The organism is Streptomyces diastatochromogenes (assembly GCF_002242805.1).
Lineage (GTDB): Bacteria > Actinomycetota > Actinomycetes > Streptomycetales > Streptomycetaceae > Streptomyces > Streptomyces diastatochromogenes.
On sequence record NZ_MCGQ01000022.1, the window covers coordinates 137022 to 158242 of the forward strand.

The 21221-nt window shown below is 69.8% G+C and carries 21 protein-coding genes; 3 read left to right on the top strand and 18 right to left on the bottom strand.

Annotated elements, in window-relative coordinates; all coding sequences use genetic code 11:
* Positions 1 to 200: 200 nt before the first annotated feature.
* Both BEK98_RS25730 and BEK98_RS25735 read right to left on the bottom strand, forming a co-directional pair.
* Positions 201 to 476 carry a hypothetical protein gene (locus tag BEK98_RS25730; RefSeq protein ID WP_094219031.1) on the bottom strand — a complete coding sequence of 92 codons (276 nt, stop codon included), beginning with the start codon at positions 474 to 476 and terminating at the stop codon, positions 201 to 203.
* Entirely contained in the window at positions 473 to 1291 is an 819-nt protein-coding gene (locus BEK98_RS25735) for a phytanoyl-CoA dioxygenase family protein (RefSeq protein ID WP_094219032.1), read from the bottom strand. The genes BEK98_RS25730 and BEK98_RS25735 overlap by 4 nt, the downstream gene beginning before the upstream one ends.
* A gap of 73 nt (positions 1292 to 1364) precedes the next feature.
* On the opposite strand from BEK98_RS25735, the gene BEK98_RS25740 reads away from it, so the two are divergent.
* On the top strand, positions 1365 to 2168 hold the full coding sequence (locus BEK98_RS25740; protein ID WP_094219033.1) for an AraC family transcriptional regulator: 804 nt from the start codon (positions 1365 to 1367) through the stop codon (positions 2166 to 2168).
* Between the two features lie 101 nt (positions 2169 to 2269).
* On the opposite strand, the gene BEK98_RS25745 is transcribed toward BEK98_RS25740, so the two are convergent.
* Positions 2270 to 2485, bottom strand: coding sequence for a hypothetical protein (locus tag BEK98_RS25745; protein WP_094219034.1), 216 nt, complete (start codon positions 2483 to 2485; stop codon positions 2270 to 2272).
* A 136-nt stretch (positions 2486 to 2621) separates the two neighbouring features.
* On the opposite strand from BEK98_RS25745, the gene BEK98_RS25750 reads away from it, so the two are divergent.
* Positions 2622 to 3227, top strand: a complete 606-nt coding sequence (locus BEK98_RS25750) for a DJ-1/PfpI family protein (protein ID WP_094219146.1) — start codon at positions 2622 to 2624, stop codon at positions 3225 to 3227.
* A 7-nt stretch (positions 3228 to 3234) separates the two neighbouring features.
* Here BEK98_RS25750 and BEK98_RS25755 read toward each other — a convergent pair whose 3' ends face one another.
* The 13 genes from BEK98_RS25755 to BEK98_RS25815 all read right to left on the bottom strand — a co-directional run bounded on the left by BEK98_RS25755 (position 3235) and on the right by BEK98_RS25815 (position 18290).
* Positions 3235 to 4092 (bottom strand): ABC transporter ATP-binding protein, encoded by an 858-nt coding sequence (locus BEK98_RS25755; protein WP_094219035.1) that lies wholly within the window; start codon positions 4090 to 4092, stop codon positions 3235 to 3237.
* Between the two features lie 3 nt (positions 4093 to 4095).
* The gene (locus tag BEK98_RS25760) at positions 4096 to 5058 is read right to left on the bottom strand and encodes a FecCD family ABC transporter permease (RefSeq protein ID WP_094219036.1); all 963 of its coding nucleotides are present in this window, start codon (positions 5056 to 5058) and stop codon (positions 4096 to 4098) included.
* 65 nt (positions 5059 to 5123) lie between these two features.
* Positions 5124 to 6164 carry an ABC transporter substrate-binding protein gene (locus BEK98_RS25765; RefSeq protein ID WP_094219037.1) on the bottom strand — a complete coding sequence of 347 codons (1041 nt, stop codon included), beginning with the start codon at positions 6162 to 6164 and terminating at the stop codon, positions 5124 to 5126.
* A gap of 83 nt (positions 6165 to 6247) precedes the next feature.
* Entirely contained in the window at positions 6248 to 10504 is a 4257-nt protein-coding gene (locus BEK98_RS25770) for a non-ribosomal peptide synthetase (RefSeq protein WP_094219038.1), read from the bottom strand.
* A complete protein-coding gene (locus BEK98_RS25775; protein ID WP_094219039.1) occupies positions 10491 to 10748 on the bottom strand; it encodes a phosphopantetheine-binding protein in 258 nt (85 codons plus the stop codon). Before BEK98_RS25775 ends, BEK98_RS25770 begins: the two co-directional genes overlap by 14 nt.
* A gap of 56 nt (positions 10749 to 10804) precedes the next feature.
* A complete protein-coding gene (locus BEK98_RS25780) occupies positions 10805 to 12346 on the bottom strand; it encodes a fatty acid--CoA ligase (protein ID WP_094219040.1) in 1542 nt (513 codons plus the stop codon).
* 19 nt (positions 12347 to 12365) lie between these two features.
* The gene (scoD, locus tag BEK98_RS25785; protein ID WP_094219041.1) at positions 12366 to 12893 is read right to left on the bottom strand and encodes a (2E)-enoyl-ACP glycyltransferase; all 528 of its coding nucleotides are present in this window, start codon (positions 12891 to 12893) and stop codon (positions 12366 to 12368) included.
* Positions 12890 to 13780 (bottom strand): (3R)-3-[(carboxymethyl)amino]fatty acid oxygenase/decarboxylase, encoded by an 891-nt coding sequence (scoE, locus tag BEK98_RS25790; protein WP_094219042.1) that lies wholly within the window; start codon positions 13778 to 13780, stop codon positions 12890 to 12892. Before scoE ends, scoD begins: the two co-directional genes overlap by 4 nt.
* 22 nt (positions 13781 to 13802) lie before the next feature.
* Positions 13803 to 14042 (bottom strand): acyl carrier protein, encoded by a 240-nt coding sequence (locus BEK98_RS25795; RefSeq protein ID WP_094219043.1) that lies wholly within the window; start codon positions 14040 to 14042, stop codon positions 13803 to 13805.
* Positions 14039 to 15097, bottom strand: coding sequence for a beta-ketoacyl-ACP synthase III (locus BEK98_RS25800; RefSeq protein WP_094219044.1), 1059 nt, complete (start codon positions 15095 to 15097; stop codon positions 14039 to 14041). Before BEK98_RS25800 ends, BEK98_RS25795 begins: the two co-directional genes overlap by 4 nt.
* Positions 15098 to 15161: 64 nt before the next feature.
* The gene (locus tag BEK98_RS25805; RefSeq protein WP_094219045.1) at positions 15162 to 16532 is read right to left on the bottom strand and encodes an MFS transporter; all 1371 of its coding nucleotides are present in this window, start codon (positions 16530 to 16532) and stop codon (positions 15162 to 15164) included.
* Between the two features lie 209 nt (positions 16533 to 16741).
* Positions 16742 to 17497, bottom strand: coding sequence for an aspartyl/asparaginyl beta-hydroxylase domain-containing protein (locus BEK98_RS25810; protein ID WP_094219046.1), 756 nt, complete (start codon positions 17495 to 17497; stop codon positions 16742 to 16744).
* A gap of 94 nt (positions 17498 to 17591) precedes the next feature.
* Positions 17592 to 18290, bottom strand: coding sequence for an ATP-binding cassette domain-containing protein (locus BEK98_RS25815; RefSeq protein WP_208643225.1), 699 nt, complete (start codon positions 18288 to 18290; stop codon positions 17592 to 17594).
* Positions 18291 to 18382: 92 nt separating this feature from the next.
* Here BEK98_RS25815 and BEK98_RS48035 point away from each other — a divergent pair, with 92 nt between their 5' ends.
* On the top strand, positions 18383 to 18523 hold the full coding sequence (locus tag BEK98_RS48035) for a hypothetical protein (RefSeq protein ID WP_208643226.1): 141 nt from the start codon (positions 18383 to 18385) through the stop codon (positions 18521 to 18523).
* 81 nt (positions 18524 to 18604) lie between these two features.
* On the opposite strand, the gene BEK98_RS25820 is transcribed toward BEK98_RS48035, so the two are convergent.
* Both BEK98_RS25820 and BEK98_RS25825 read right to left on the bottom strand, forming a co-directional pair.
* Positions 18605 to 20020: an MFS transporter gene (locus BEK98_RS25820; protein ID WP_094219047.1), complete on the bottom strand. Its 1416-nt coding sequence runs from the start codon at positions 20018 to 20020 to the stop codon at positions 18605 to 18607.
* A gap of 223 nt (positions 20021 to 20243) precedes the next feature.
* Positions 20244 to 21113 carry a helix-turn-helix transcriptional regulator gene (locus BEK98_RS25825; RefSeq protein ID WP_094219048.1) on the bottom strand — a complete coding sequence of 290 codons (870 nt, stop codon included), beginning with the start codon at positions 21111 to 21113 and terminating at the stop codon, positions 20244 to 20246.
* Positions 21114 to 21221: the final 108 nt, after the last annotated feature.

A 21221-nucleotide genomic window follows, 5' to 3' on the forward strand; every position in this document is an offset into this window, starting at 1 on the left:
GCCGTCCCGGCAGCACCCAACCCGGACAGCAGCGTTGCCATCAGGGCGGTCACCGACGCGAGCACCCCCGTACGCCTCCCGCATCTCCACCACGGAACCCTGAATGTCATATGCATGCCCTTCATCGGTGTCTCCAGGAACTCAACGCCCGCTACACCTACGCCACCCCACCTGCCAGGAGCAGCCGTTCCAGCTCCGGGTCAAGGGCGAGAGCTGTCCTCCACCTTCTCGAAGAAGAACTCGTGCTTGAGGAAGGAGACGTCGTACTCGTGACCGGACTGAGGCGGCAGAAGTTGGGAGGCCTGGAACAGGCGCCACCCGTCGTGCAGCGCGGCAAGCCCTGTGGAATAGGGCGGCTCGTCGCTGTCCCCGGTCGTCGGACGGGTCCGGCCGGTCCCGTCGTACCGGGACCAACCCACCACGTCGGAGTCCAGCGCCGACGACGCGAGATAGAGGACCAGAACCTGCTGCCTCATGCGTGACTCCTCAGGGTCGGCCGGTTGCTGACGCGCGTGACCCAGTACTCGACATCGAACGAGTCGTCACCGGTCAGGGCCCGCCACAGCAGGACCCGGTTGTAGATCTCCAGTCGGGCCGTGGCCTGCTCGCACCAGGGGAAGTACGCATTGAGTTCCGCGGTCACCGCGGGGTCGTGCAGGTCGGAGACGTCCCACAGACGCACCTGCGGCACCGTCGGGTTGAGGCGGATTTTGTACATGTAGCGACGGCCCGCGGTGTCGTTGCGGCGGCCACTGTGCCAGATGCCGTGGTGCACGAGAACGACCGTGCCTGCCGGGCAGGTCAGACGGGTCTGCCCCCTGAGGTTCTGGACACGGCCGACGTCCGTCTCGTTGATCCTGCGCAGATGGCTTCCGGGCACACTGAGGGTGCCGCCCATCTCGGCGGTCACCTCGTGCGGGTAGTACATGAGCTGGATGTCGAACGCGTCCGGCCGCACGTCGATGATGGCGTCTCCGTGGAGTGGCTGCGCCTGTCCCTCGTGCGGCTCGCGCACATGAACCGCATGGTGGTCGACGGTCGGCTCGGGGCCGACCAGGCTCTCGACAGCGCCGGCGACGACCGGCAGGGCGAGCAGCTCGTGGACGAAGGTGTCCGGCGCGAACGCCCGGCCCAGCGGAGTGCCGTAGGGCACTTCCGGCAGGGCCTCGGTCAAGGCCGCGACGGCCCGTTCATTGATCTCCTGCGGCACCACCCCGTCCAGGCGCAGGAATCCCTGCGCGACGAAGCGCGCTACCTGAACCGATGTCAGGAGTTGCTTGCTGGTTGGCATGCGACGAACGTACGTGCGTTGTGCGGATCGGTCGTGGGCTGAAATCGTCCAGTGCTGGTAATTTTCCATCCTCGTGAAACACGCAACAGTACGGCTCGACGAGGCGCCCACCGTGGTCAATGCAGGCATCGGGGTGCACGGCGTCTCCACCGCCCACGACGTCTTCCGGCTGCCCGACCTGTGGCAGCTGCACCTCTACCACTACGAGGGTGCTCTGTCCGTCGGACAGTCGGTCCACCCCATACGCCCCGGCCACGTCAGCCTGGTGCCGCCGAACACGGAGGTGCACTTTCACTACCGGGGCAGGTCGGAGCATTACTACGTCCATCTACGGCTGCACGACGGCGGAACCGCGCGGGTGGTACCAGTGATGCAGGACGCCGCGGCCGAGAGCGCACGCCTGGCCGATCTGCTCCGAAACGCCGTGGCGGCCATGCCGACTTCTCCCCCGCGAGCCACGGCCGAGGTCTGGACCGCTCTGTGGCGCATCGCCGAGTTGCCGAGGGGCGATGGAGCCGGGCGCCGCCACCCCTTCGTGGCCGCCGCACAGGCCTACGTCGAGGAACACCTGGCCGGCCCGTTGTCCGTACCGGACGTCGCACGCGCCGTCGGAATCTCCCACACACACCTGACGCGCGTGTTCCGTACCGAAACCGGCCTCACGGTCGTGTCGTACATCCGGCACCGACGCCTTCAACGCGCCCGCCACCTCCTGCTGTCCTCCACCCTGTCCATCACCGCCGTCGCCGCGGCCGTGGGCATCGCCGATCTCCAGGCCTTCAACAAGGCCTGCCGCCGTGAACTCGGCGCGAGCCCGCGTGACGTACGTGCGGCTGCCCCTGCGGGGCCGGACGTTCGGAAAGCGGATGGCTGCTGAGACCGCCGGTCGGGTCCCCGTCCCAAGATCCGGGCCATACCCGGGCCAACGTTTGCCCGTGTCCCTTCACACAGCACATTTGCACTGGTCCGCGCCATGGATCAGGCGGTGGCGATGCCGTCGAGCTTTCCGGCCTTCGCCTCCGCCACCAGGGAGGCGAACTGGTCGGCGCTCATCTGGACGCGCTGCCCGAAATCGTCGGTGAGCAGGACGCGGCGCTCCGCGGGAGCGTCGGAGTCCACGAACAGTTGCGGGCAACCGCAGTCGCAGTCCCCGCAGAAAGTCGCCACAGGCTCCAGGCCGTCAATACCACTCATCGTCCCTACCTCTCCCAGGAGTTGTGCGACCCAGCCGACCGCCCCTCGTGCTCCTCGTACACCGAATCCAGCAGGAACCAATGACGGTTGCTCTCCGACCCTCAGGAGGAGGCCCGTCGCCGTCTAGGGTGTGGTCGTGACCGACACCCTGACCATCGGTGTGCTGCTGTTCGACGACGTCGAGGAACTCGACGTGGTGGGCCCGTGGGAGGTGCTCGGCTTCTGGGCCTCCCACATCGCGTCGTCTCCCGTGCAGCTCCTGGCCGTCGGTCCGGACGCGGGGGCGGTGGTGGTCTGCTCGAAGGGGCTCCGCCTCGTCGCCGACTGCGGCACGAACACGGCGCCGCCGCTTGACGTGCTCGTCCATCCCGGTGGTAACGGCACCCGAACACTGGTGCGCGACGAGGGGCATCTCCACTGGCTCCGTAGCCTCCACGAACGCGGCACCGTACTGGCGAGCGTGTGTACCGGCTCACTGGTGCTGGCCGCCGCGGGACTGCTGGCCGGGCGGCCGGCCACCACGCACCAGCACTACCTCGACAAGCTCACGACCATCGACGGCACGGTCGACGTGCGTGCGTGGGAACGGTACGTGGACGACGGCGACATCGTCAGCAGCGCCGGGGTGTCGGCCGGTATCGACATGGCGCTGCACCTGGTGACCCGGTTCGGCGGTGCGGAGGCGAGCGCAGCGACGTGTGCCGGGATTCAGTACGAGGCACCTGCTGGCAAGGGCGTCTGACCGAGCGTCAGCGCTCGCCGGCCTTCACGGACCGGTCCTCCTCCGCTCCGTCGTTGTCGCGCGTCTCCTCACCGGCCTCCTCACCACTGCCACCGGCGAGTGGCTGAGCCGCGTAGGTGATGCGAACGACGCCGTCGGCGTGCTGTTCGGCGTGCGCGCGCACGCCGAAGACGTCGGCCAGGAGCTGCGGGGACAGCACGTCCAGGACCGGTCCCGCTGTCACCACGGCTCCCTCGTGCAGGACGACCAGGTGGTCGCAGAGGCGGGCGGCCAGGTCGAGGTCGTGCAGGACCGCCAGCGTGGTGACACCAGTGGCCCGGATCAGGTCCAGCAGCTCGAACCGGGCACGGATGTCCAGGTGGTTGGTCAGCTCGTCGAGCACGAGCAGTTGAGGGTCCTGCGCCAACGCCCGTGCCAGCAGCACGCGTTGGCGCTCGCCGCCGGACAGGGAGGCGTAGTCCCGGCCCGCGAACGGTCGTACACCGCAGCGCTCGATGGCGTCGGCCACGGCCCGGTGGTCCTCGGCGCCGTCGCGCCCCAGCAGGCCGTGGTGGGGCGCGCGGCCGAGCGCGACGATCTCGGTGACGGTCAGGCCGGTGGTGTTGCCGGTGGCGTCCTGGAGGACGGCGGCGGTGCGGCGGGCCGCGGTGCGGGCGGACAGCGCCCATACGTCGTCGTCGCCGACCCGGACCACGCCGTCCGCCGGGCGCAGTGAGCGGTAGACGGCCCGCAGCAGGGTGGACTTGCCGCTGCCGTTGGGGCCGACGAGGCCGACGATGTCGCCCTTGTGGGCCTCCAGGCTCACATCGCGGAGGATCGGACTGCGGTCCAGGGTGATGTGGAGCCGGTCGACGGTGAGTTTCATGCTTCAGTCCAGGCCCTTGTTGCGGCGCAGCAGCCACAGGAAGAAGGGAGCGCCCAGCAGAGCGGTGAGGATGCCCAGCGGGAGTTCGTTGGGGCGGTTGAGGGTGCGGGAGAGCAGGTCGACGAGGACCAGGTAGAGGGCGCCCAGCAGGGCGGTCAGCGGCAGGAGCCGGCGGTGGTCGGCGCCGAGGGTGAGCCGGACCAGGTGCGGGATCATCAGGCCGACGAAGCCGATGCTGCCGGCGACGGCGATGACGGTTCCGGTCAGCAGCGCGCTGAGCACCAGGAGTACCGCGCGCAGGCGGTTGACGTCCACGCCGAGCGCGGTGGCGGAGTCGTCGCCGGCCAGCAGGACGTTGAGCCGCCGTCCGAAGAGCGTGAGGAGAGCGGTGCCGGCCAGCACCACCACGGTCACCGTGGGCAGTTGGTCCCACTGGGCGCCGGCCACGCTGCCCAGCATCCAGAACATCACTGTCCGCAGCTCGGTCGGCGTGGCCTGCAACTGGACGTAGCTCGTGGCCGAGAGGAAGACGTAGCCCACCGCGACCCCGGCCAGGACCAGCCGGGTGGGGGCCATCCGGCCGCGCTTCTGGCCGAGGGCGAAGACCAGCGTGCCCGCCGCCACCGCGCCGAGGAAGGCGGCCGCCGAGACGCCGAGCCCGGCGAGTGCCACGCCACCGCCCAGGGTGATGACCAGCACCGCGCCGAGCGTGGCGCCGTAGGAGAAGCCGAGGACGATGGGGTCGGCGAGCGGGTTGGACACCACGGTCTGCAGCACCGCGCCCGAGACGGCCAGGCCCGCGCCGACCAGGGCCGCCAGAACCACCCGGGGCGTGCGGAAGTTCCAGACGATCTGGTCGGTCGCGAGGTCACCGGAGGCGCCCTGCCCGGTGACGTGGTGCCAGACGATGCCCCACACGTCGCCGAGCGGGACGGTGACCGCGCCGATGCTGATCGCCACGATCATGGTGACGATCAGCGCGACGGGCAGGAGGGTGAAGGCGAGGGTGACCCTCAGTCGGGTCGGGCGGCTCAGAAGGCGTCCGGGTGCAGCATCTTCGCGATCTTCTCCACGGCCAGGTCGTTGCTCGGGCCGAGGTACATCGAGTCGGACAGCACCACGTACTTGTTCTGCTTCGCGGCCGGCCACTGGGGGAACTCCTTCAGCAGTTTCTTGGCGTAGGCCGCCGGGCGGGGGTCGTTGTAGCCGATGACGACGAGCGCGTCGACGTCGGTGGCGGCCACCTTCTCCTTGCTCAGGTCGGCGAAGGAGGTCTTGGAGGCCGACGCGAAGGCGTTGGAGCCGCCGGCCTTGGTGAGGATGTCGTTGTAGATGCCCTGGGCGACGACGGAGCTGAAGTCGTTGCCGCCCATGGACATGTTGGAGAAGAGCACCATCACCTTGGGCGCCTTCTTGCCCTTGACCTTGGCGGAGACCTCGCCGATGTGCTTCTCGGAGGCGGCGATCAGTTTCTCCGCGCGGTCGGAGACATGGAAGATCTTCCCCATGTCGCGCAGCAGCGTGTAGCTGTCGGCGACGGTCATCTTCGAGGTGTCCTGCGTGCAGCCCTGCGGGGAGACATAGGTGTTGGCTGCCACCTGCTTCAACTGGTCGCGGGTGGCGAAGCCGTTCTTCTCGTCGAAGCCGTACGACGTCGTGGACAGCACCAGGTCCGGGCGCAGGCCGAGCATCGCCTCGCGGGGGATGTCGTAGGCGTCGTTGAGTTTGATGTCGCCAGTGGGCAGGGCCTTGATCGTCTTGGCCCGCCCGGGCACCTCGCTCATGCCGTAGGTCTGCTCGTTGGCGACGATCCTGTCGCCGAGGCCGAGGGCGAGGAGGGTCGAAACCTCGGCGACCGAGGCGCCGTTCATCACGACCACGCGGCTGGGGGCCTTCTTGAAGGTCTCGCTCTGGCCGCAGTTCTCGATGGTCACCGGGTATCCGGTCTTCGAGGCGGCGGCCTCGGTCTGCTTGCCGCTCGCCTTCTCGTCCGTCGAGGAGCCGGCGCATGCCGCCGTGACCAGACAGAGGGCGGCGGCCAGGGCAGTGGCAACCGGCCGTTTGATGGACATGCTGACTCCTTGCTTGCAGAGCTCGGTGGTGTTCCGTCGCAGTAGTCGTGGCGCCGTCGCCGTGAGTTCCCGGGAAAGTCCGACTACTTGGCGGGAGGCGCCGGATGGGGTTCTGTTCCGACCGGTGCGGGCAGCTCCCCGGTGGCCACACACCGGTCGAGGTACCGGAACACCAGGTCCCGGCCGATCGACGGACAGGTGATGCCGCTGCCTCGCAGCCCCTTGCGGACGTGGTCGGTGTGGACGTGCCCGAGCCGCAGGTCGGGGGCCTCGCTCCCGCTTGCCTCGCTCGTCGAGTCGAAGAAGGCGAGCGTGGTCGCGGCGACATCCGCCGCGCGGGGCAACTCGTCGCGCCACTGGGCCAGCGGCATACGTCGAACGGGGTAGCCGTACTCCTCGACCCAGTCGTAGAGGTCGCTCAGCCGCACTCTCGGTACGGCCGCGTGGTTGAAGACGGGGCCGGCACCGTCGAGGCTGAGATGCACCACGGACCTGGCGACGTAGTCCACCGGCGTCCAGATCTCGTCCTCGAACAACTCCGGGACGATTCCCGCCGGGATACCCGCCCGCAGCACGCTCCACAGGAAGTCACGAGCGTTGACATAGCCGGTGCCGGCAGGTCCGACCACTCGCCCCAGGCGGTGCACGGTGACGGGCAGGCCACGCTGGGCGGCCTGTTCGAGGAGCCGTTCCGAGGCCCACTTCGACTGCTGGTAGCCGTACCGCAGACCGGCGTGCGGCGGCAGGAACGCCTCCGGTACCTCCGCGCTGTGGCTCGCGGGCGGAGCCACGGACAGGGTGGAGACGTAGTGGAGTGGAATGGCGCGTGCGGCGGCCAGGCCCAGCAGGTGCCGGGTGGACTCGGTGTTGACGGCACGCAGGGTGCCGTACTCCCGCATGATGCTCACCGTCGCCGCGTTGTGGAAGATCGCGTCGCAGGTCTCGGCCAGGTCACCGATCGCGTCCGGTGCCAGACCGAGGCCGGGGCGGGCGAGGTCGGCGCGGACGGCGGTGATGCGCTGCTTCGCCGCTTCCGGAAGCGAGAAGCCGTGCTGCTCCAGGGCCTGGTGGACGCGGTCCATGGCCTCGCCGGTGGTGCGCGCGCGGATCGTGCAGACGATCTCGGCCTCGGTGGTGGCCAGGAGTTCCGCCAGTAGGTGCACCCCCACGAAGCCGGTGGCGCCGGTCAGCAGGATGCGCCTGGGCACGTCCGGGCGACGGCCGGCACCGGGTCGGATGCCCGGGTCGAGGGCCGTGTCGGTGAGCAGGGCCGCCGGGAGACCTGGGGCGGCGGGCGTGCGGTCGTCGAGGAAGCGGGCGAGTTCGGCGGCTGTGGGGTACTGGAAGAGCCAGGCGACCCGTAGGTCGCGGCCCAGTTCGACGCCGAGGCGGTTGGCCACCTGGATGGCCTGGAGGGACTGGGCCCCCAGGACGAAGACGTCGTCGGCGGCGGTGACATCGTCGGCACCGAGGATCTGTTGCCAGATGCCGATGATCGTTCGCTCCAGCGGGCTGCCGGCGGAAGGAGCCCGCAGCTCGGCGGGCGCGCTCAGCGCGGGTCGGTCGATCTTGCCGGAGCCCGTTCGGGGCAGGCGGTCGTGGAGTGCGACGGCGGAGGGGATCATCGCCGCGGGCAGCTTCGCCCGCAGGTGGTCCCGGACCTCGGAGGCGGACGGAGCCGGGGAGTCCGCGACCAGATGGGCCGCGAGGCGCCGGGTGCCGTCCGGAAAGGACTGTCCGACGACCGCTGCCTCGCGGATCCGAGGATGGCTCAGCAGGGCGCTCTCGACCTCGGCGGGATGCACCCGATGGCCGCTGATCTTGAACTCTTCGTCCGCCCGGCCCAGGAACCGCAGTTGCCCGTCCTCGCCGATGTGCACCAGGTCGCCCGTGCGGTAGGAGCGGGGGCCTCCGGGAAGTGCGGCGAGGGGGGCGAACCGGGCGTCTTCGGAAGCGCCGGCCGCCCGGTAGCCAAGGGCCAGGTTGTCGCCCAAGAGGTACAGCTCCCCGCCGACGACGGCGGCGCGGGTGCCGGGCAGCGGCAGTCCGATCGGTACGTCGCCGGGGGCGAGTGCGGGGTCGTGCAGGTCGGCGACGGTGGCGACCACGGTTGCCTCGGTCGGGCCGTACGTGTTGAACAGTTCGACCGACGTGCCGACGGCCTTGCGCCAGCGTTCGACGCGTTCGGGGAGCGCCGCCTCGCCGCCGATGACGACGGCCCGCACTCCCTCGGGCAGGACGGTCGTGCCTGTCGAGAGCGCGTAGGCCAGTTCGTGCCAGTAGGCGGTGGGCAGGTCCAGCACGCTGACGTTCAGGCGTGCGCAGTCGTCCAGGAACCGCGGGACCGACTCCGTCATCTCGTCGGTGCGGACGACGAGGGTGGCTCCCACGCACAGGGTGAGGAACAGTTCCTCCACGCTGGCGTCGAAGTGCAGGGGCGCGAACTGCAGGACCCGGTCCTTACGGCGCAGCCCGTAGCGATGGGTGGCACCTGCCACGAAGTGCGCCAGGGCACTGTGGCTTATCTCGACGCCCTTGGGACGGCCGGTGGAGCCGGAGGTGTGGATGACGTAGGCGGGGTCCCTGGGTGACGGCTGTGGCGGGGTCGGGCCCAGGGGCGAGTCCGGCTGGTCGACCGTGAGTACGGGCGTACCCGTGTACGCGCTCGCATCGGCGTCGGTCGTGACCACCAGGGCGGGCGTGGCCGCGCTCAGCAGCTGCGCCGTCCGGTCGGCGGGGGCGGCCGGGTCGAGGGGGCAGTAGGCCGCGCCCGACAGCAACACGCCGAGGATGGTGGTGACGGCGTCGATGCCCCGGGGCAGCGCCACGGCCACCAGATCGCCCCGGCCGATGCCCCGGGCGGCCAAGCCGCGGGCCATGTCGCGTGCACTGCCGAAGAGTTGGGCGTAGGTGACGCTGTCCCCGGCATGCTCCACGGCGACCGCTCCGCCCCGGCGGGCGGCATGATCGGCGATGAGGCTCAGCACCGGGCGGACCGGGGCGGGCAGCGGCCCGCCGTCCAGGACCGGTACGGAAGGCGGATGCAAAGGCCGGTCAGGGGTGGCCACCGCCTCGGCGAGCAGTGCGAGCAACCCCTCCTGAAAGGCGGTGACTTCGGCTTCCGTGTACAGGTCGGGGTTGGCGTCCACCGCTATCCGCAGGCCGGTGCCGTCGGAGCGGTCGTACACGTTGACCGCCAGGTCGTCCACGGGACCGGCGGAGACGTTGTGGACGGTGCTGCTGTGCCCGGCGAACCGCAGGTCGTACTCGAACGGCATGATGTTGACGCCGGGCCCGGAAAGCCGGCGCTGTCCCCCCACCAGCTTCAGGTCACGGCGGAGCTGTTCGTAGCGATAGCGCTGGTGCGGGAGACCGGCGCGGAGTTCGCGGGAGACGCGGGCCGCGAGGTCGCGGAGGCTGTCGTCGGCGGAGACGGCGACCCGCAGCGGCAGGATGTTGCGCACCATGGCCGGTACCCGCAGCGAGACGGAGCCGAGACGGCCCATGGCCGGCAGGCTCAGGACGATCTCGGGTGCTCCGGTGACCCGGTGCAGGTGGGCCACGGTCGCCGCGAGCAGCACCTCGGACCAGGTCACCGACAGCTCACGGGCGACCGTGCGCAGGGCGTCGGCCCGGGCGGCGTCGAGGTCCGTGACGCGGCGGTGAAAGGTGCGCGCGGGCAGCGCCGAGCGGCCGGCCGGGCTGGCCACCGGGGGGCGGTCGGCGTAGCGGTCGGTCCAGTAGGCCCGGTCCTTGGCGTGGCGAGCGGACTCCCGGTAGGCACCCTGCTCGGCGCGTACGGACTCCAGGGTGCCGAAACCGCTGTCGGGTACGGGTTCGCCCGCCACGAGGGCCGTGTAGACCTGGGCCACCCGACGGGCCACCAGGGAGAGGCCGAATCCGTCGAGGGCGATGTGGTGGACGCGGTGGTACCAGAGGTACCGGTCGCTCCCCGTCTTCAGCAGGGCGTGGCCGAACACGGGGCCGCGGGTGAGGTCCACGGGGCGAGCCATGTCCGCGGCCATCCAGGCGAGCGCGGCCGCGTGCGGGTCCGGTTCGGCGGTGAGGTCGGCGGTGTGCAGCTGCCAGCCGTCCGCCGGGGTCCCGGCCTCCCAGGGACGGCCTTCACCATCCACGACGTACGTGACGTTGAGGGCTTCTGTCTCGGCGACCACGTGGTGGAGCGCGGTGTCGAAGACGGCCGCGTCGACGGGTCCGTCGATGCGCACGTACTCGGCCGTGTTGTAGGCGGGGCTGTCCGGGTCGAGCTGTTGACCGGTCCAGATGCCTTCCTGGGCGGCCAGCAGGGGGTGACGGGGTGAGGGCTCAGGTGTCGGCACGTGCCGCACCTCCCTGCCGCTCGGTCAGCAGCTGCCACCACTGGGCGAAGGAGGTGCGCTCGGCGAGGTCCACGAAGCTGACGTCCGCGCCCGCGGCCTGCCACCGTTCGAGCAGGGTGACGATGCGCAGGGAGTCCAGTCCTGCGTCCAGCGGGCTCTCGTCCAGGTCGACTTCGTCGGGCCGCAGGTACAGGAACTCCGCGAGGTCGGCGCGGAAGTTCTCCAGGGTGAGGGATTCAGGCATGGGGGTTCTCTCTACGACGGTCTACGACGGTGTTCTTCACGACGTTGTCGGCTGCGTCAGTTGACCTTGCGGGCGGAGTCGCCCCAGAAGCGGTCGCGCAGTTCGCGGCGGAGGATCTTGCCGCTGGGGTTGCGCGGTACGTGGTCGATGAACTCGTAGGCCGACGGCAGCTTGAAGGCGGCGAGGCGCGGAACCAGGAAGCGGTGCAGGTCCCGCGGGGTCGGCTGGTCCCCGGGTACGGGGACGACGAACGCGTGGACCCGTTCGCCCCAGCGTTCGTCGGGGGCTCCGACGATCACCGCCTCGGCCACACCCGGGTGGCTCTCCAGCACGTTCTCGATCTCCGCCGGGTAGACGTTCTCGCCGGCGACGAGGATGGCGTCCTTGATCCGGTCACGGATGAAGATGTAGCCGTCCCGGTCGATGTACCCGGCGTCGCCGGTGTGGATCCATCCGTCGACCAGGGTCTCCGCGGTCTTGTCGGGCAGGCCCCAGTACTCCACCATCCGGGCCGGGGTGCGCAGGCAGACCTCGCCGATCTCGCCCGACGGCAGTTCCCGGCCCTCGTCGTCGATCACCTTGGCCCGGACACCCGGATAGGGGTGGCCCGCGGCCTGCATCCGCGGTCCGCCGGGGACGTGGTCGGCCGGTGGCAGGCAGACGGCGGTGTTGCCGGTCTCGGTGAGCCCGTAGATCTGCGCGAACTCGCAGTCCAGTACGGCGAGGCTCTCCTCCAGCAGGCTCTCGGAGATCGGGGAGCCGCCGTAGACGGTCTTGCGGAGGGTGGTGAAGTCCTTGGCGCCGATCCCTGGTTCGGTGAGCATCATGCGGAGCATGGCGGGAACAACGCAGGCGGTGGTGATGCCGAGGTCGCGGATCAGGTCGACGGCCTGGCGGGCGGCGAAGGCGCGCATCGCCACGATCGTCGTCCCCGCGCTGAGGTTCTGCGTGGCCCACCACAGGCCGCCGATGTGGAATCCGGGGATGCCGACGAAGGCGATGTCACCCTCCCGCCAGTCGATCCAGTCGAGCCCCTCGCGGGCCAGGGCCGCACGGATGGCGAAGAAGCTGCGGTGCGCGAGCACGACCCCCTTGGGGAGCCCGGTGGTGCCGCTGGTGTAGAGCTGGGCCACGGGGGTGTCGGCGGTCGCGTCCATCTTCGTCTCGGTGTCCGGATGTCCGGCCTTCCAGGCCGCGAAGTCCGGGCCGAGGGGTACGACCGTCTCGGGCGGCGCTGCCGGCATGCGCTCCACGATCGGCGCGAACTCCTCCTCCAGGAAGAGGAGTCGGGTGCCGGAGTCCCGGAGGATGTGGCTCACCTCGGGTGCGGCGAGCCGCCAGTTGACGGGAACCAGGACGGTGCCGCTCTTGGCGCAGCCGAAGAGGATCTCGTAGTAGTGCTCGGACTCCTTGCCCAGGTACGCCACCCGGTCGCCCTCGGTGAGTCCGGCGGCCCGGATCGCGTGGGCGATGCGGTTGCTCTCGCGGTGCAGTTCGGCGTACGACAGGCTGCGGTCCTCGCAGAGCACGGCCGGGGCGTCGGGCCGGTGGTCGGCATGGAAGCGGGTGGTCTGGACGAGCGTCTCCATGGGCTCCATGGGCGGTCCCTTCGATGGCTCAGCGGACGTTGACGAATGCGAGCGTCGCCTCGCCGTCGCACCGGCCGCCGTCGGCGTCCCAGTAGCGGTACGAGGTCTCGGCATGGAGGAACGGTTTGCCGCCGCCGGGCATGCGCCGGGTGACGGACAGGAACGCCATCTCCCCCGAGAACGAGCGGGGGTTGACGGGCCGCCGGAAGGTGCCCGCGAACCGCGCGATGAGGATGTCCGGGAGCTGGTGTCGCCAGAAGTCGTCCAGGGTCCAGTCCTCGAACCCTGCCAGGAGTCCTTCCTGCACGGACTTCGCGACGAGGTAGTACATCATCTGGTTGTAGGCGATGTTGACCTCGACCGAGTTCAGGTGCCCGGTGTCGTCGATGTAGCAGGACTCGGGGATCGCGAACTCACAGCGCGCCGAGGTGTGTTCGTGGCCGACGGTGACCTCGGCGGACTTCAGGTACTTGCAGTGCTCCTTGTACGGCACCAGGACGCGCGCGAGCAGGGCGGTGTCGGTGGCGTACGAGCGGTCGGCGGCGGGTGTGGTCATGGCACCCGTATCCCGTCGTGCAGCTTGCGCTCGTCGTGGACGGTGACGCGGTAGGAGACGGTCGGCTCCGGGGTGGTCGTGTGCCGGGCGCGGTGGATGAGGCTGCGGTTGTCCCAGATCAGCAGGTCGCCCTGCTCGAAGCTCTGCAGGTGGATGTTGTCGTGTTCGAAGGTGTCGTCGAGCTGGCCGGTGGCTTCGAAGAGGCGCCCCAGCAGTTCCTCGTCGAGTGGCGTGCCGTTCGCGTCCTCGATGCCGATGGTGAAGCCCTCGCTGATGTACAGAACCGTTTCACCAGTAAGGGGATGAGTGAAGGTGGTCGGCTGCCTGACGGCCGGGGTCTTGCGCTCGACCTCTTCGATGATCTCGGAGAGGGGGCGGTAGACGTCGTGCGGGCGGATCTTGAAGTACTTGCGGACCGAGTGACGGCAGTACGTGCCGGCGATCTCCTTCTTCAGGTCCCGGGGCAGCCTCTCGTAGGCCCGGCCCATGTCGATGAAGTACGTGCCGCGGTTCCGCTGCGGAATGACCTGCGGGTAGATCAGCGTGATGCCGAAGGGGTCGGGCATGAACTGGTAGTCGGCGTGCCAGAACTTGCCCGTCTTCGGCACGCCTATCTGCTTGCCGTTCTCCGGGACGTTGGAGGAGACGAAGATTTCCTTGGTCTCGGGGTGGTGGTACATCGGTTCGTAGTAGGTCTCGGGGCGGCCGAGGCGCTTGCCGAGGTCCAGGAACTGCTGGGGAGAGAGGTCCTGCCCCTTCAGGACGGCGATCTTCTTCGTGTAGACGGTCTGCTTGAGTGTCTCGACGTCCGCGTCGGAGGCGCTGGTGTGGTCGAAGTCCTCGACCGTGGCGCCGAGGGCCGAGCCGAGCTGTTCGGTGATCTTCATGGGTGTCTTCCTTCGTGGGAGGTCAGCGAGCCTTCTTGGCGTCGATCAGTGCCGCGGTGCCGCCGAGGGTGAGGGTGGGGCGCAGTTCGCTGTCGTGCACCGTGACGCCGAGGTCGCGCTCGATGCGGATGCTGATCTCGACCATCGTCAGCGAGTCGACGTCCAGTTCGGCGAAGGTGGCCTCGGGGGTGAAGCGGTCGGCGGGAGCGTCGTGCAACTTCGCGAGGATCGCCACGAGTTGGTCGTAGGTGGTCGTGCTCATGAGGCGGTTTCGTCTCCTCGGTCGTACGGGTCGGCGGGTACGGGCTGTATGTCGGGCCAGGTCAGTAGGCAGGAGCCCCAGGTGAGGCCGCCGCCGAAGGCGGTGAGCAGCAGCCGGTCGCCGGGGCGGATCGCCTGCCGGGCGACCGCGTCGGCCAGGGCGAGCGGGATGGAGGCGGCGCCGGTGTTGCCGACGGCGTCGACGTTGGTCACGCAGCGTTCCCTGGGCAGACCCAGGTCGTCGGCGACGGAGTGCAGGATGCGCAGGTTGGCCTGGTGGGGCACGAAGTGGTCGACGTCGTCGGTCTTCCAGCCCGCCGTGTCCAGGACGGCGCGCGCGGACTGGGCCATGCGGGTCACCGCGTGGCGGTAGACCTCGTTGCCGCGCATCGCGAAGTGCCGGTCGCGGTGCTGTACTTCGCCGCCGGTCGAACGCTGGCGGGAACCGCCCGCGGTGACGGTGATCAGGTCCTCGTGCGCACCGTCGCTGCCGAGGTCGAAGTGGCCGACCGCGCCGGGGTCGTCGGCCTGCCCGGCTCGCAGGACCACGGCTCCCGCGCCGTCGCCGAAGATGATCGCGTTGGCGCGGTCCAGCGGGTCCACGATGGTGGAGTAGGTGTCCGCGCCGATGAGCAGGACCCGATCGGCGACGCCGGACGTGATCAGGCCGGCGGCGGTGGCGAGGCCGTACACGAAGCCCGTGCACACCGCTCCGACGTCGAAGGCCGCGGCCCCGGCCAGGCCCAGCCGCGCGGCCACGGCGGGGGCGGTGGCGGGGCAGGGGCGGTCCGGTGTGGTCGTGGTGACGATCACCGCGTCGACGGACGCGACTCCGGCATGGCGCAGGGCACGGCGCCCGGCCGCGACGGCCAGGTCCGAGGTCGCCTCGCCGGGTTCGATGACATGGCGGCGGCGTATTCCGGTGCGGGTGCGGATCCAGGTGTCGTCGGTGTCGAGCCGCTCGGCGAGCTCGTCGTTGGTGACGACGCGGGCTGGCACCCATCCGGCAAGTCCGCACAGGACGGCGGCGGGTGGACCGGGCGAGTGGGTGGGCATGGCTGATCTCCAGGTGTGGGGAGTTCCGGGGGCACCGGGACGGGAGGGGGACGGCGGGAGCGGTCTAGGGACCCGTGGTCGTTCTGCGCACGGCGAGGGTCAGCGGCACGCCGCAGGCGATTCCGGCCGCTATCGCGAACACGGCGGCCCTGATGCCGGCCGGCGCGGTACCGTCCGCCGGGTGCGGGCCGACCGCACCGGCCAAGGCCACCAGCACCGCGAGACCCACCGCGCCACCGACTTGGAGGCTGGTGGAGGCGAGCCCCGACGCCACACCCTGGTCGTCGGGCTCGACACCGGCGGCGGCGGTGATCCACATGCCGGTCCAGACAGCCCCTTGGCCCAGGCCCAGCAGCACGATGCCCGGCAGCAGCAGGGGGTACGAGCCGTGCTCGGTGAGCGCCAGGCCGAGGGCGGCGGCTCCGGCCGCGCCGAGGGCCATGCCGCCGACCAGCATGCGGCGTACGCCGACGACGGCAACGGCCCGTTCTCCCACCTGGGTTCCGGCAGCGACCACCACGGCCGGGACGAGGAAGGCGAGGCCGGTCGCGAACGCGCTGTAGCCGCGCACGGTTTGGAAGTAGAGGGTCAGGAAGTACGGCAGGGAACTGAAGGTGGCGCTGTAGACCGCCGTGACCGCCATCGCACCGACGAGCCCGCGGTGTCTGAACAGCCGGATCGGCACCAGCGGATCACGCGAACGCGTCTCGACAAGGGCGAAGAGCGCCAGCAGCGTCAGCGAGAGCACGGCGCTCACCAGGGCGGACGGGCTGGTCCAGCCGGCCTCGGGCGCATGAACCAGCAGGAACACCAGGAGGGTTATGCCGCCGGTCCCGGTCAGCGCGCCGGTCATGTCGAATCCGCGCGCTCCGGTCCGCGGGGCGTCCGCGGGAAACAACACCCGGCCCGCCCACGCGATCGCCGCCGCCACGGGGACGTTGACGAAGAACACCGACGGCCAGCCGGACCCCTCCACCAGCAACCCGCCGAGCAGGGAACCGAAGCAGAGACCTCCGGCCCCCGCGGCACCCCAGACCGCCAAGGCCCGGTTCCGGTCGGGTCCTTCGGCGTAGATCGTGTTGATCAGGGACAGGGTGGCCGGGAACAGCAGGGATCCGCCGATGCCTTGGACCGCCCGCACGGCGACCAGTGCTCCCGGGGTCTGGGCGAACCCGCCCACCAGTGAGGAACCCGCGTAGATCAGTGCCGCGGTGACGAACGTCCGGCGCCGGCCGAGCAGATCGGCGGCCCGGCCGCCCAGCAGCAGGAAGCCGCCGGTCGTGACGACGTAGGCGCTGACCACCCACTGCAGATCGTGCTCCGAGAAGCCGAGGCCCGCGCCTATGTCGGGGAGAGCCACGTAGACGATGTTGTAGTCGAGGGCGATGACCAGTTGGGCCAGCGCCAGGACGAGAAGGGGCAGTCGTGCCGACATCGTCCGGTCCCCCTCACCAGAAGAAAAGAAATAGAAAACGAGACGAATATCGAATCCGTCGATCATTTTCGGTCACGATAGCACCCCGAAGAGACCTTGAGAATGGCCCCCCTGTCGACTTCCCCAGGGGTGGAAATTAACTTTTTCGGGCAGCACTGAAAACCGACAGCGCAGAACTGTCGGTTCGTTTTTCCGGGAGTTTCAGGCGTTCAGCCGTCTCCCATCAGTCGCCTGATTTCCGAGATGAGGGCCACCAGCGCCTGCCGTTCCGGAATGGTTGTTTCCGGGTGCCAGAGGTCCATGAGGAGGCAGGTGCGGGGACGATCGCCGTCGTTGCGCGCCTCGTGCTCGAAGGAGTAGTCGAAGAGCAGGCAGTGACCTTCCTGCCAGGTACGGGTCTCACCGGCGACGGTGATGCCGCACCCGTCGGGGATGTCCACGGCGAGATGCAGGTTGATGCTGAAGTTCCACAGGTCGCAATGCGGGGCTATGGATGCCCCGGGGAGCAAGGTGGAGAAGTGGCATTCCAGGAGAGGGCATATCGCCTCCGTGTCGACGGCGAACTCCTGGAGCACCTTGTAGGCGGTCGGAACGGTCGCAGCCGAATCCTCGACCAAGGCCCCACCACGGTAAAGGTAGAGAGCCTGCCAGTTGTGCTGCCGGGTCAGGTAGTGCTCGTAGTCGGAAAATGCCTCCCGGTGGACCGCCCAGGCCGAGTTCAGCTCGCCCTTGATGACCGGATGAGCGGATTCCAGCGCCTCGACGACGGGGGTCAGTTCCGGATAGGCGTAGGGATCGTGCCACGGAGTGGGCGAGAGACCCGGCAGGATCCACTTGGCTCCCTTCTGGAGCGGATGCCGTGGCCCTCCCCCTCCAGGTTCCAGCATCTGCTCCACCCTGCTGAGGGATTCCGCACCGTGATCGCTTCTGATCGCCGCGAACGCGTTCTCTATCTCGGGTGTCATGAGGCCCTCCTGGCTGATGCCGCGACCGTGCGTCGTGCCGCGCCGTCGCATCAGTGGTCGGACAGGAGTCCGAGCGAGTTCCCGCGACTTTCGGTCAGCGTGCCGCGCGCCTAGGGGAATTGACGCTTCCGCTCGCCCCTGGGGGCCATGCCGACGTCGGGCCTGCCTCTTCGTGCCGGACCGCCGGGGCCAGGTCCACCGAACGGTCGCAGAGAGAGACGAGTACCGGGTCGTCGGTCGCGACCAGCACCGTGACGGGCGACTCGGCGAGGAGCTGCGCGAGGGCGTTCCGGTCGGCGCCTTCCAGCCCCTCGGTGGGATGGTCCGCCAGCAGCACGCCTGCTCCCGCCGTCACACAGCCGATCGCCCGTGCCATGGACAGAAACTGCAGCTCCCCACGCGTGGTCCCTGCGTCGCGCCACGGCATCGTGCCGGCGCGCGCCATGGATCCGGGAGCCACGGTCACCCGCGGAAGCCAGGCGCAGGCCCTGTTGCGCCACGCCCTTTCAGCGGGGTTCCGGTTCTCCCGTCCGCCCACGGTGATCTGACCACCGCTCACCTGGTGGAGCCCGGCCACCGCGCGCAGGAGCGCCGTACGGGCCGGGGCCGCCGCCGCGCCGGTCAGCGCGACGCGTTCCCCCGCGAGTACCTCGAGGTGCACGCCCCGGATCTCCGCCCTCACACCGGCTCGGCAGCGGACGTCACGCAGCCGCACGTCCAGTGCGACCGGATCGCCCGAGGGCCAGGAGAGCAGCTCCCGAGCCCCGTGTGATCGCCATCTGGTCTGTCCCACGTCCCAGTAGTCGTGCGACCGCCCCACCGAGTTCCCGACTTCACGGCAACTGGGCCGGAAACCTGCGGCCACCGGCTTCCGACCACTTCTGTGTGACCCGGAACAGGAGATATGTCGCCGCTTCCCTCGGTATGCACTGGATCTACGGCACCTCCCGCCGCTTCGACGGCTACAACTACTTCAGCGAGCACCCCGAGGTCGCCGTCGCCTGGTTCGACGACCACGTCCGCTGATCACATCAGCCGAAGGAACTCCACAGCTGACGGGAAGCCGCCCTGGGGACATCCCCGGAGCGGCTTTCCGTATGTCAGGTCTCAGCGTCGCCGGATACGCAGCACGGGGACCAGGTTCAGGAGAAGTCCGACCGCCGCGACCCCGGTGACCAGGTTCAGGCCGGGCCGGTAGGCGGTGAAGTCGCCGCCGCCCGCTCCGGCGAGCACGGCGGTGAGCACGGCGAGGACGAGGGCGGCGCCCACCTGGCCGGAAGTCTGCACCAGACCGGAGGCGAGGCCCTGCTCGGAGTCGTCGATGCCCTCGGTGGCCTGGGCCATGATCGCGCTGTAGCCGAACGCGAAGCCGCCGCCGAGCAGGATCAGGGACGGGAGCATGGCGAGCAGGTAGTCGGGGGAGGAGCCGGCCGTGGCCAGGAACCAGACGTAGCCGAGGGTCAGCGAGGTCATCGAGGCGATGATCAGCGGTGCCGTGCCGAAGCGGTCGACGAGCCGTCCGACGAGGGGCGATCCGACGGCGACGATCAGGCCTACGGGCAGCAGCGCGAACGCCATGCGCAACGGCGACCAGCCGCGCCCGTCCTGCAGGAAGAGAGTCATCATGAACTGGAAGCTGATGTAGGAGCCCATCAGCGCGATCATGCTGAGGTTGGCCCGGACCGTGGTGGCCTGGCGCAGCATGCCGAAGCGGACCAGCGGGTACCGGACCCGCTTCTCGATCAGGACGAAGCCGAGCAGCAGGACGACGGCGAGGCCGAAGGCGCCGAGCGTCGCCGCCGAGGTCCATCCCGTGGTGGGAGCGGTGACCACGGCGTACACGGCGAGCAGCATGCCGGCGGTGAGGGTGACCGCGCCGGCCGGGTCCTGGCCGCCGGTCTCGCTGCGCCGGTCGCGCGGAATCAGCAACAGGCCGACGACCAGCGCGAGCAGAGCGAGCGGGACCGGCATCAGGAAGGTCCACCGCCATCCGATCCCGGTGAGCAGGCCGCCCAGGATCAGACCGGAGGAGTAGCCGAGGGCGCCGAAGAGGCTGAAGACCGACAGGGCCCGGTTGCGCTGCGGGCCCTCCGGGAAGGTCGTGGTGAGGATGGACAGGCCGGCGGGAGCGGTGAACGCGGCGGCGAGGCCCTTGACGAAGCGGGTGGCGATCAGCAGCGTGCCGTCGTCGACGAGGCCGCCGAGCAGCGAGGCGGCGGCGAAGACGGCCAGCGCGATCAGGAAGACCCGGCGGCGGCCGAGCAGGTCCGCGGTACGGCCGCCGAGCAGCATCAGTCCCCCGTAGCCGAGGACGTAACCGTTGACGATCCACTGCAGCGAGCCGGTGGCCAGGCCGAGGTCGTGGCCGATGGAGGGCAGGGCGATGCCGACCATGGAGACGTCGAGGCCGTCGAGGAACAGCACCAGGCACAGCACGGCGAGGACGGCCCAAAGGCGGGCTGTCCAGCGCGGCTCGGGGGCGGCCGAGGGCAGCGTCCCGGGACGGGACTGGGTCAGGGACATGGGGAGGTGGATCTCTTTCCTGGCGGATGAGCAGGCAGGTCGGACGCCTCGGCGCTGAGGAACCGGTCGGAAGAGGGCCGGACCGGGGGCGGGGACGCGCGGCGCGGTCGGCCTCGTGACGAGCGTGCCAGGGGATGCCGTACACGAAAAAGGGAGAGCCTCTTCCTACGCGCGGGGTGCGTAGGAGAAAAGGCTCCCCCTCTGAAGGGAATAGCCGGGGCGGTCAGGCGGAGCTGCTCCTGACCGCGTGGCTCGGGTCCGCCGCCCAGGACGCCAGCAGGTGCAGGCTGTCGTGGGTCGGGGTGCCGGATTCGGCGGTCCACACGATGATCTGCAGGTCGGGGTCGGCGGCCCAGGTGACGGCGTTCCAGTCGAGATGCAGATCCCCCACGACGGGGTGGCGCAAGTGCTTGGTCCCGGTGTCCCTGACGGCGACGTTGTGGGCGCCCCACCACTGGCGGAACTGGTCGTCGCGGAGCGAGAGTTCGCCCACCAGGGCGGCGAGCTGCGCGTCGCCGGGGTTGTTCGTGTTGTGCATCCGCATCTGAGCGATGGCCAGCCCGGTGACGCCCTCCCAGTCCGCGTACAGCTCGCGCATCGCGGGATCGGTGATGAGCAGCCTTATGTAGTAGCGCTGCTTCTCCGGGATCTTTCCGAAGTCGGTGATCAGGGCGGCGCCCATGGCGTTCCAGGCAACGATCTCGGTACGCGGTCCGATCACGAAGGCGGGGGTGTGCGCCATGTCGTCGAGCATGCGCTGCAGCTGCGGCTGCACCTTGGGGCGCGGCTGCCGGCGGGGAGGGCGGAACTCGTCCTTGGCCGCGAGCTCGTACAGATAGGCGCGCTGATCGTCGTCCAGGTGCAGCACCCGGGCCAGGGACTCCAGCACGGACGGCGAGGGCTGGATACGGCCCTGTTCGAGGCGCGCGTAGTAGTCGGTGCTGATGGCCGCCAGTACGGCGATCTCCTCACGGCGCAGGCCCGCGACGCGACGCGGGCCGCCGTCGGGCAGTCCGACGGCGGCCGGGTCGAGCTCGGCGCGGCGCGCCTTGAGGAATGCCCCCAGATCGTGACGGTGAGGATCGCGGTTCATGCCATCACCCTGACATCGGAGAGCGGTGTTGTCAGGGGGAGAGATCTGTCCCTGGAAGCCCTCACTCTCAGGATGACGCGCTGCTCTGCGGCATCAGCGGACGCGAGT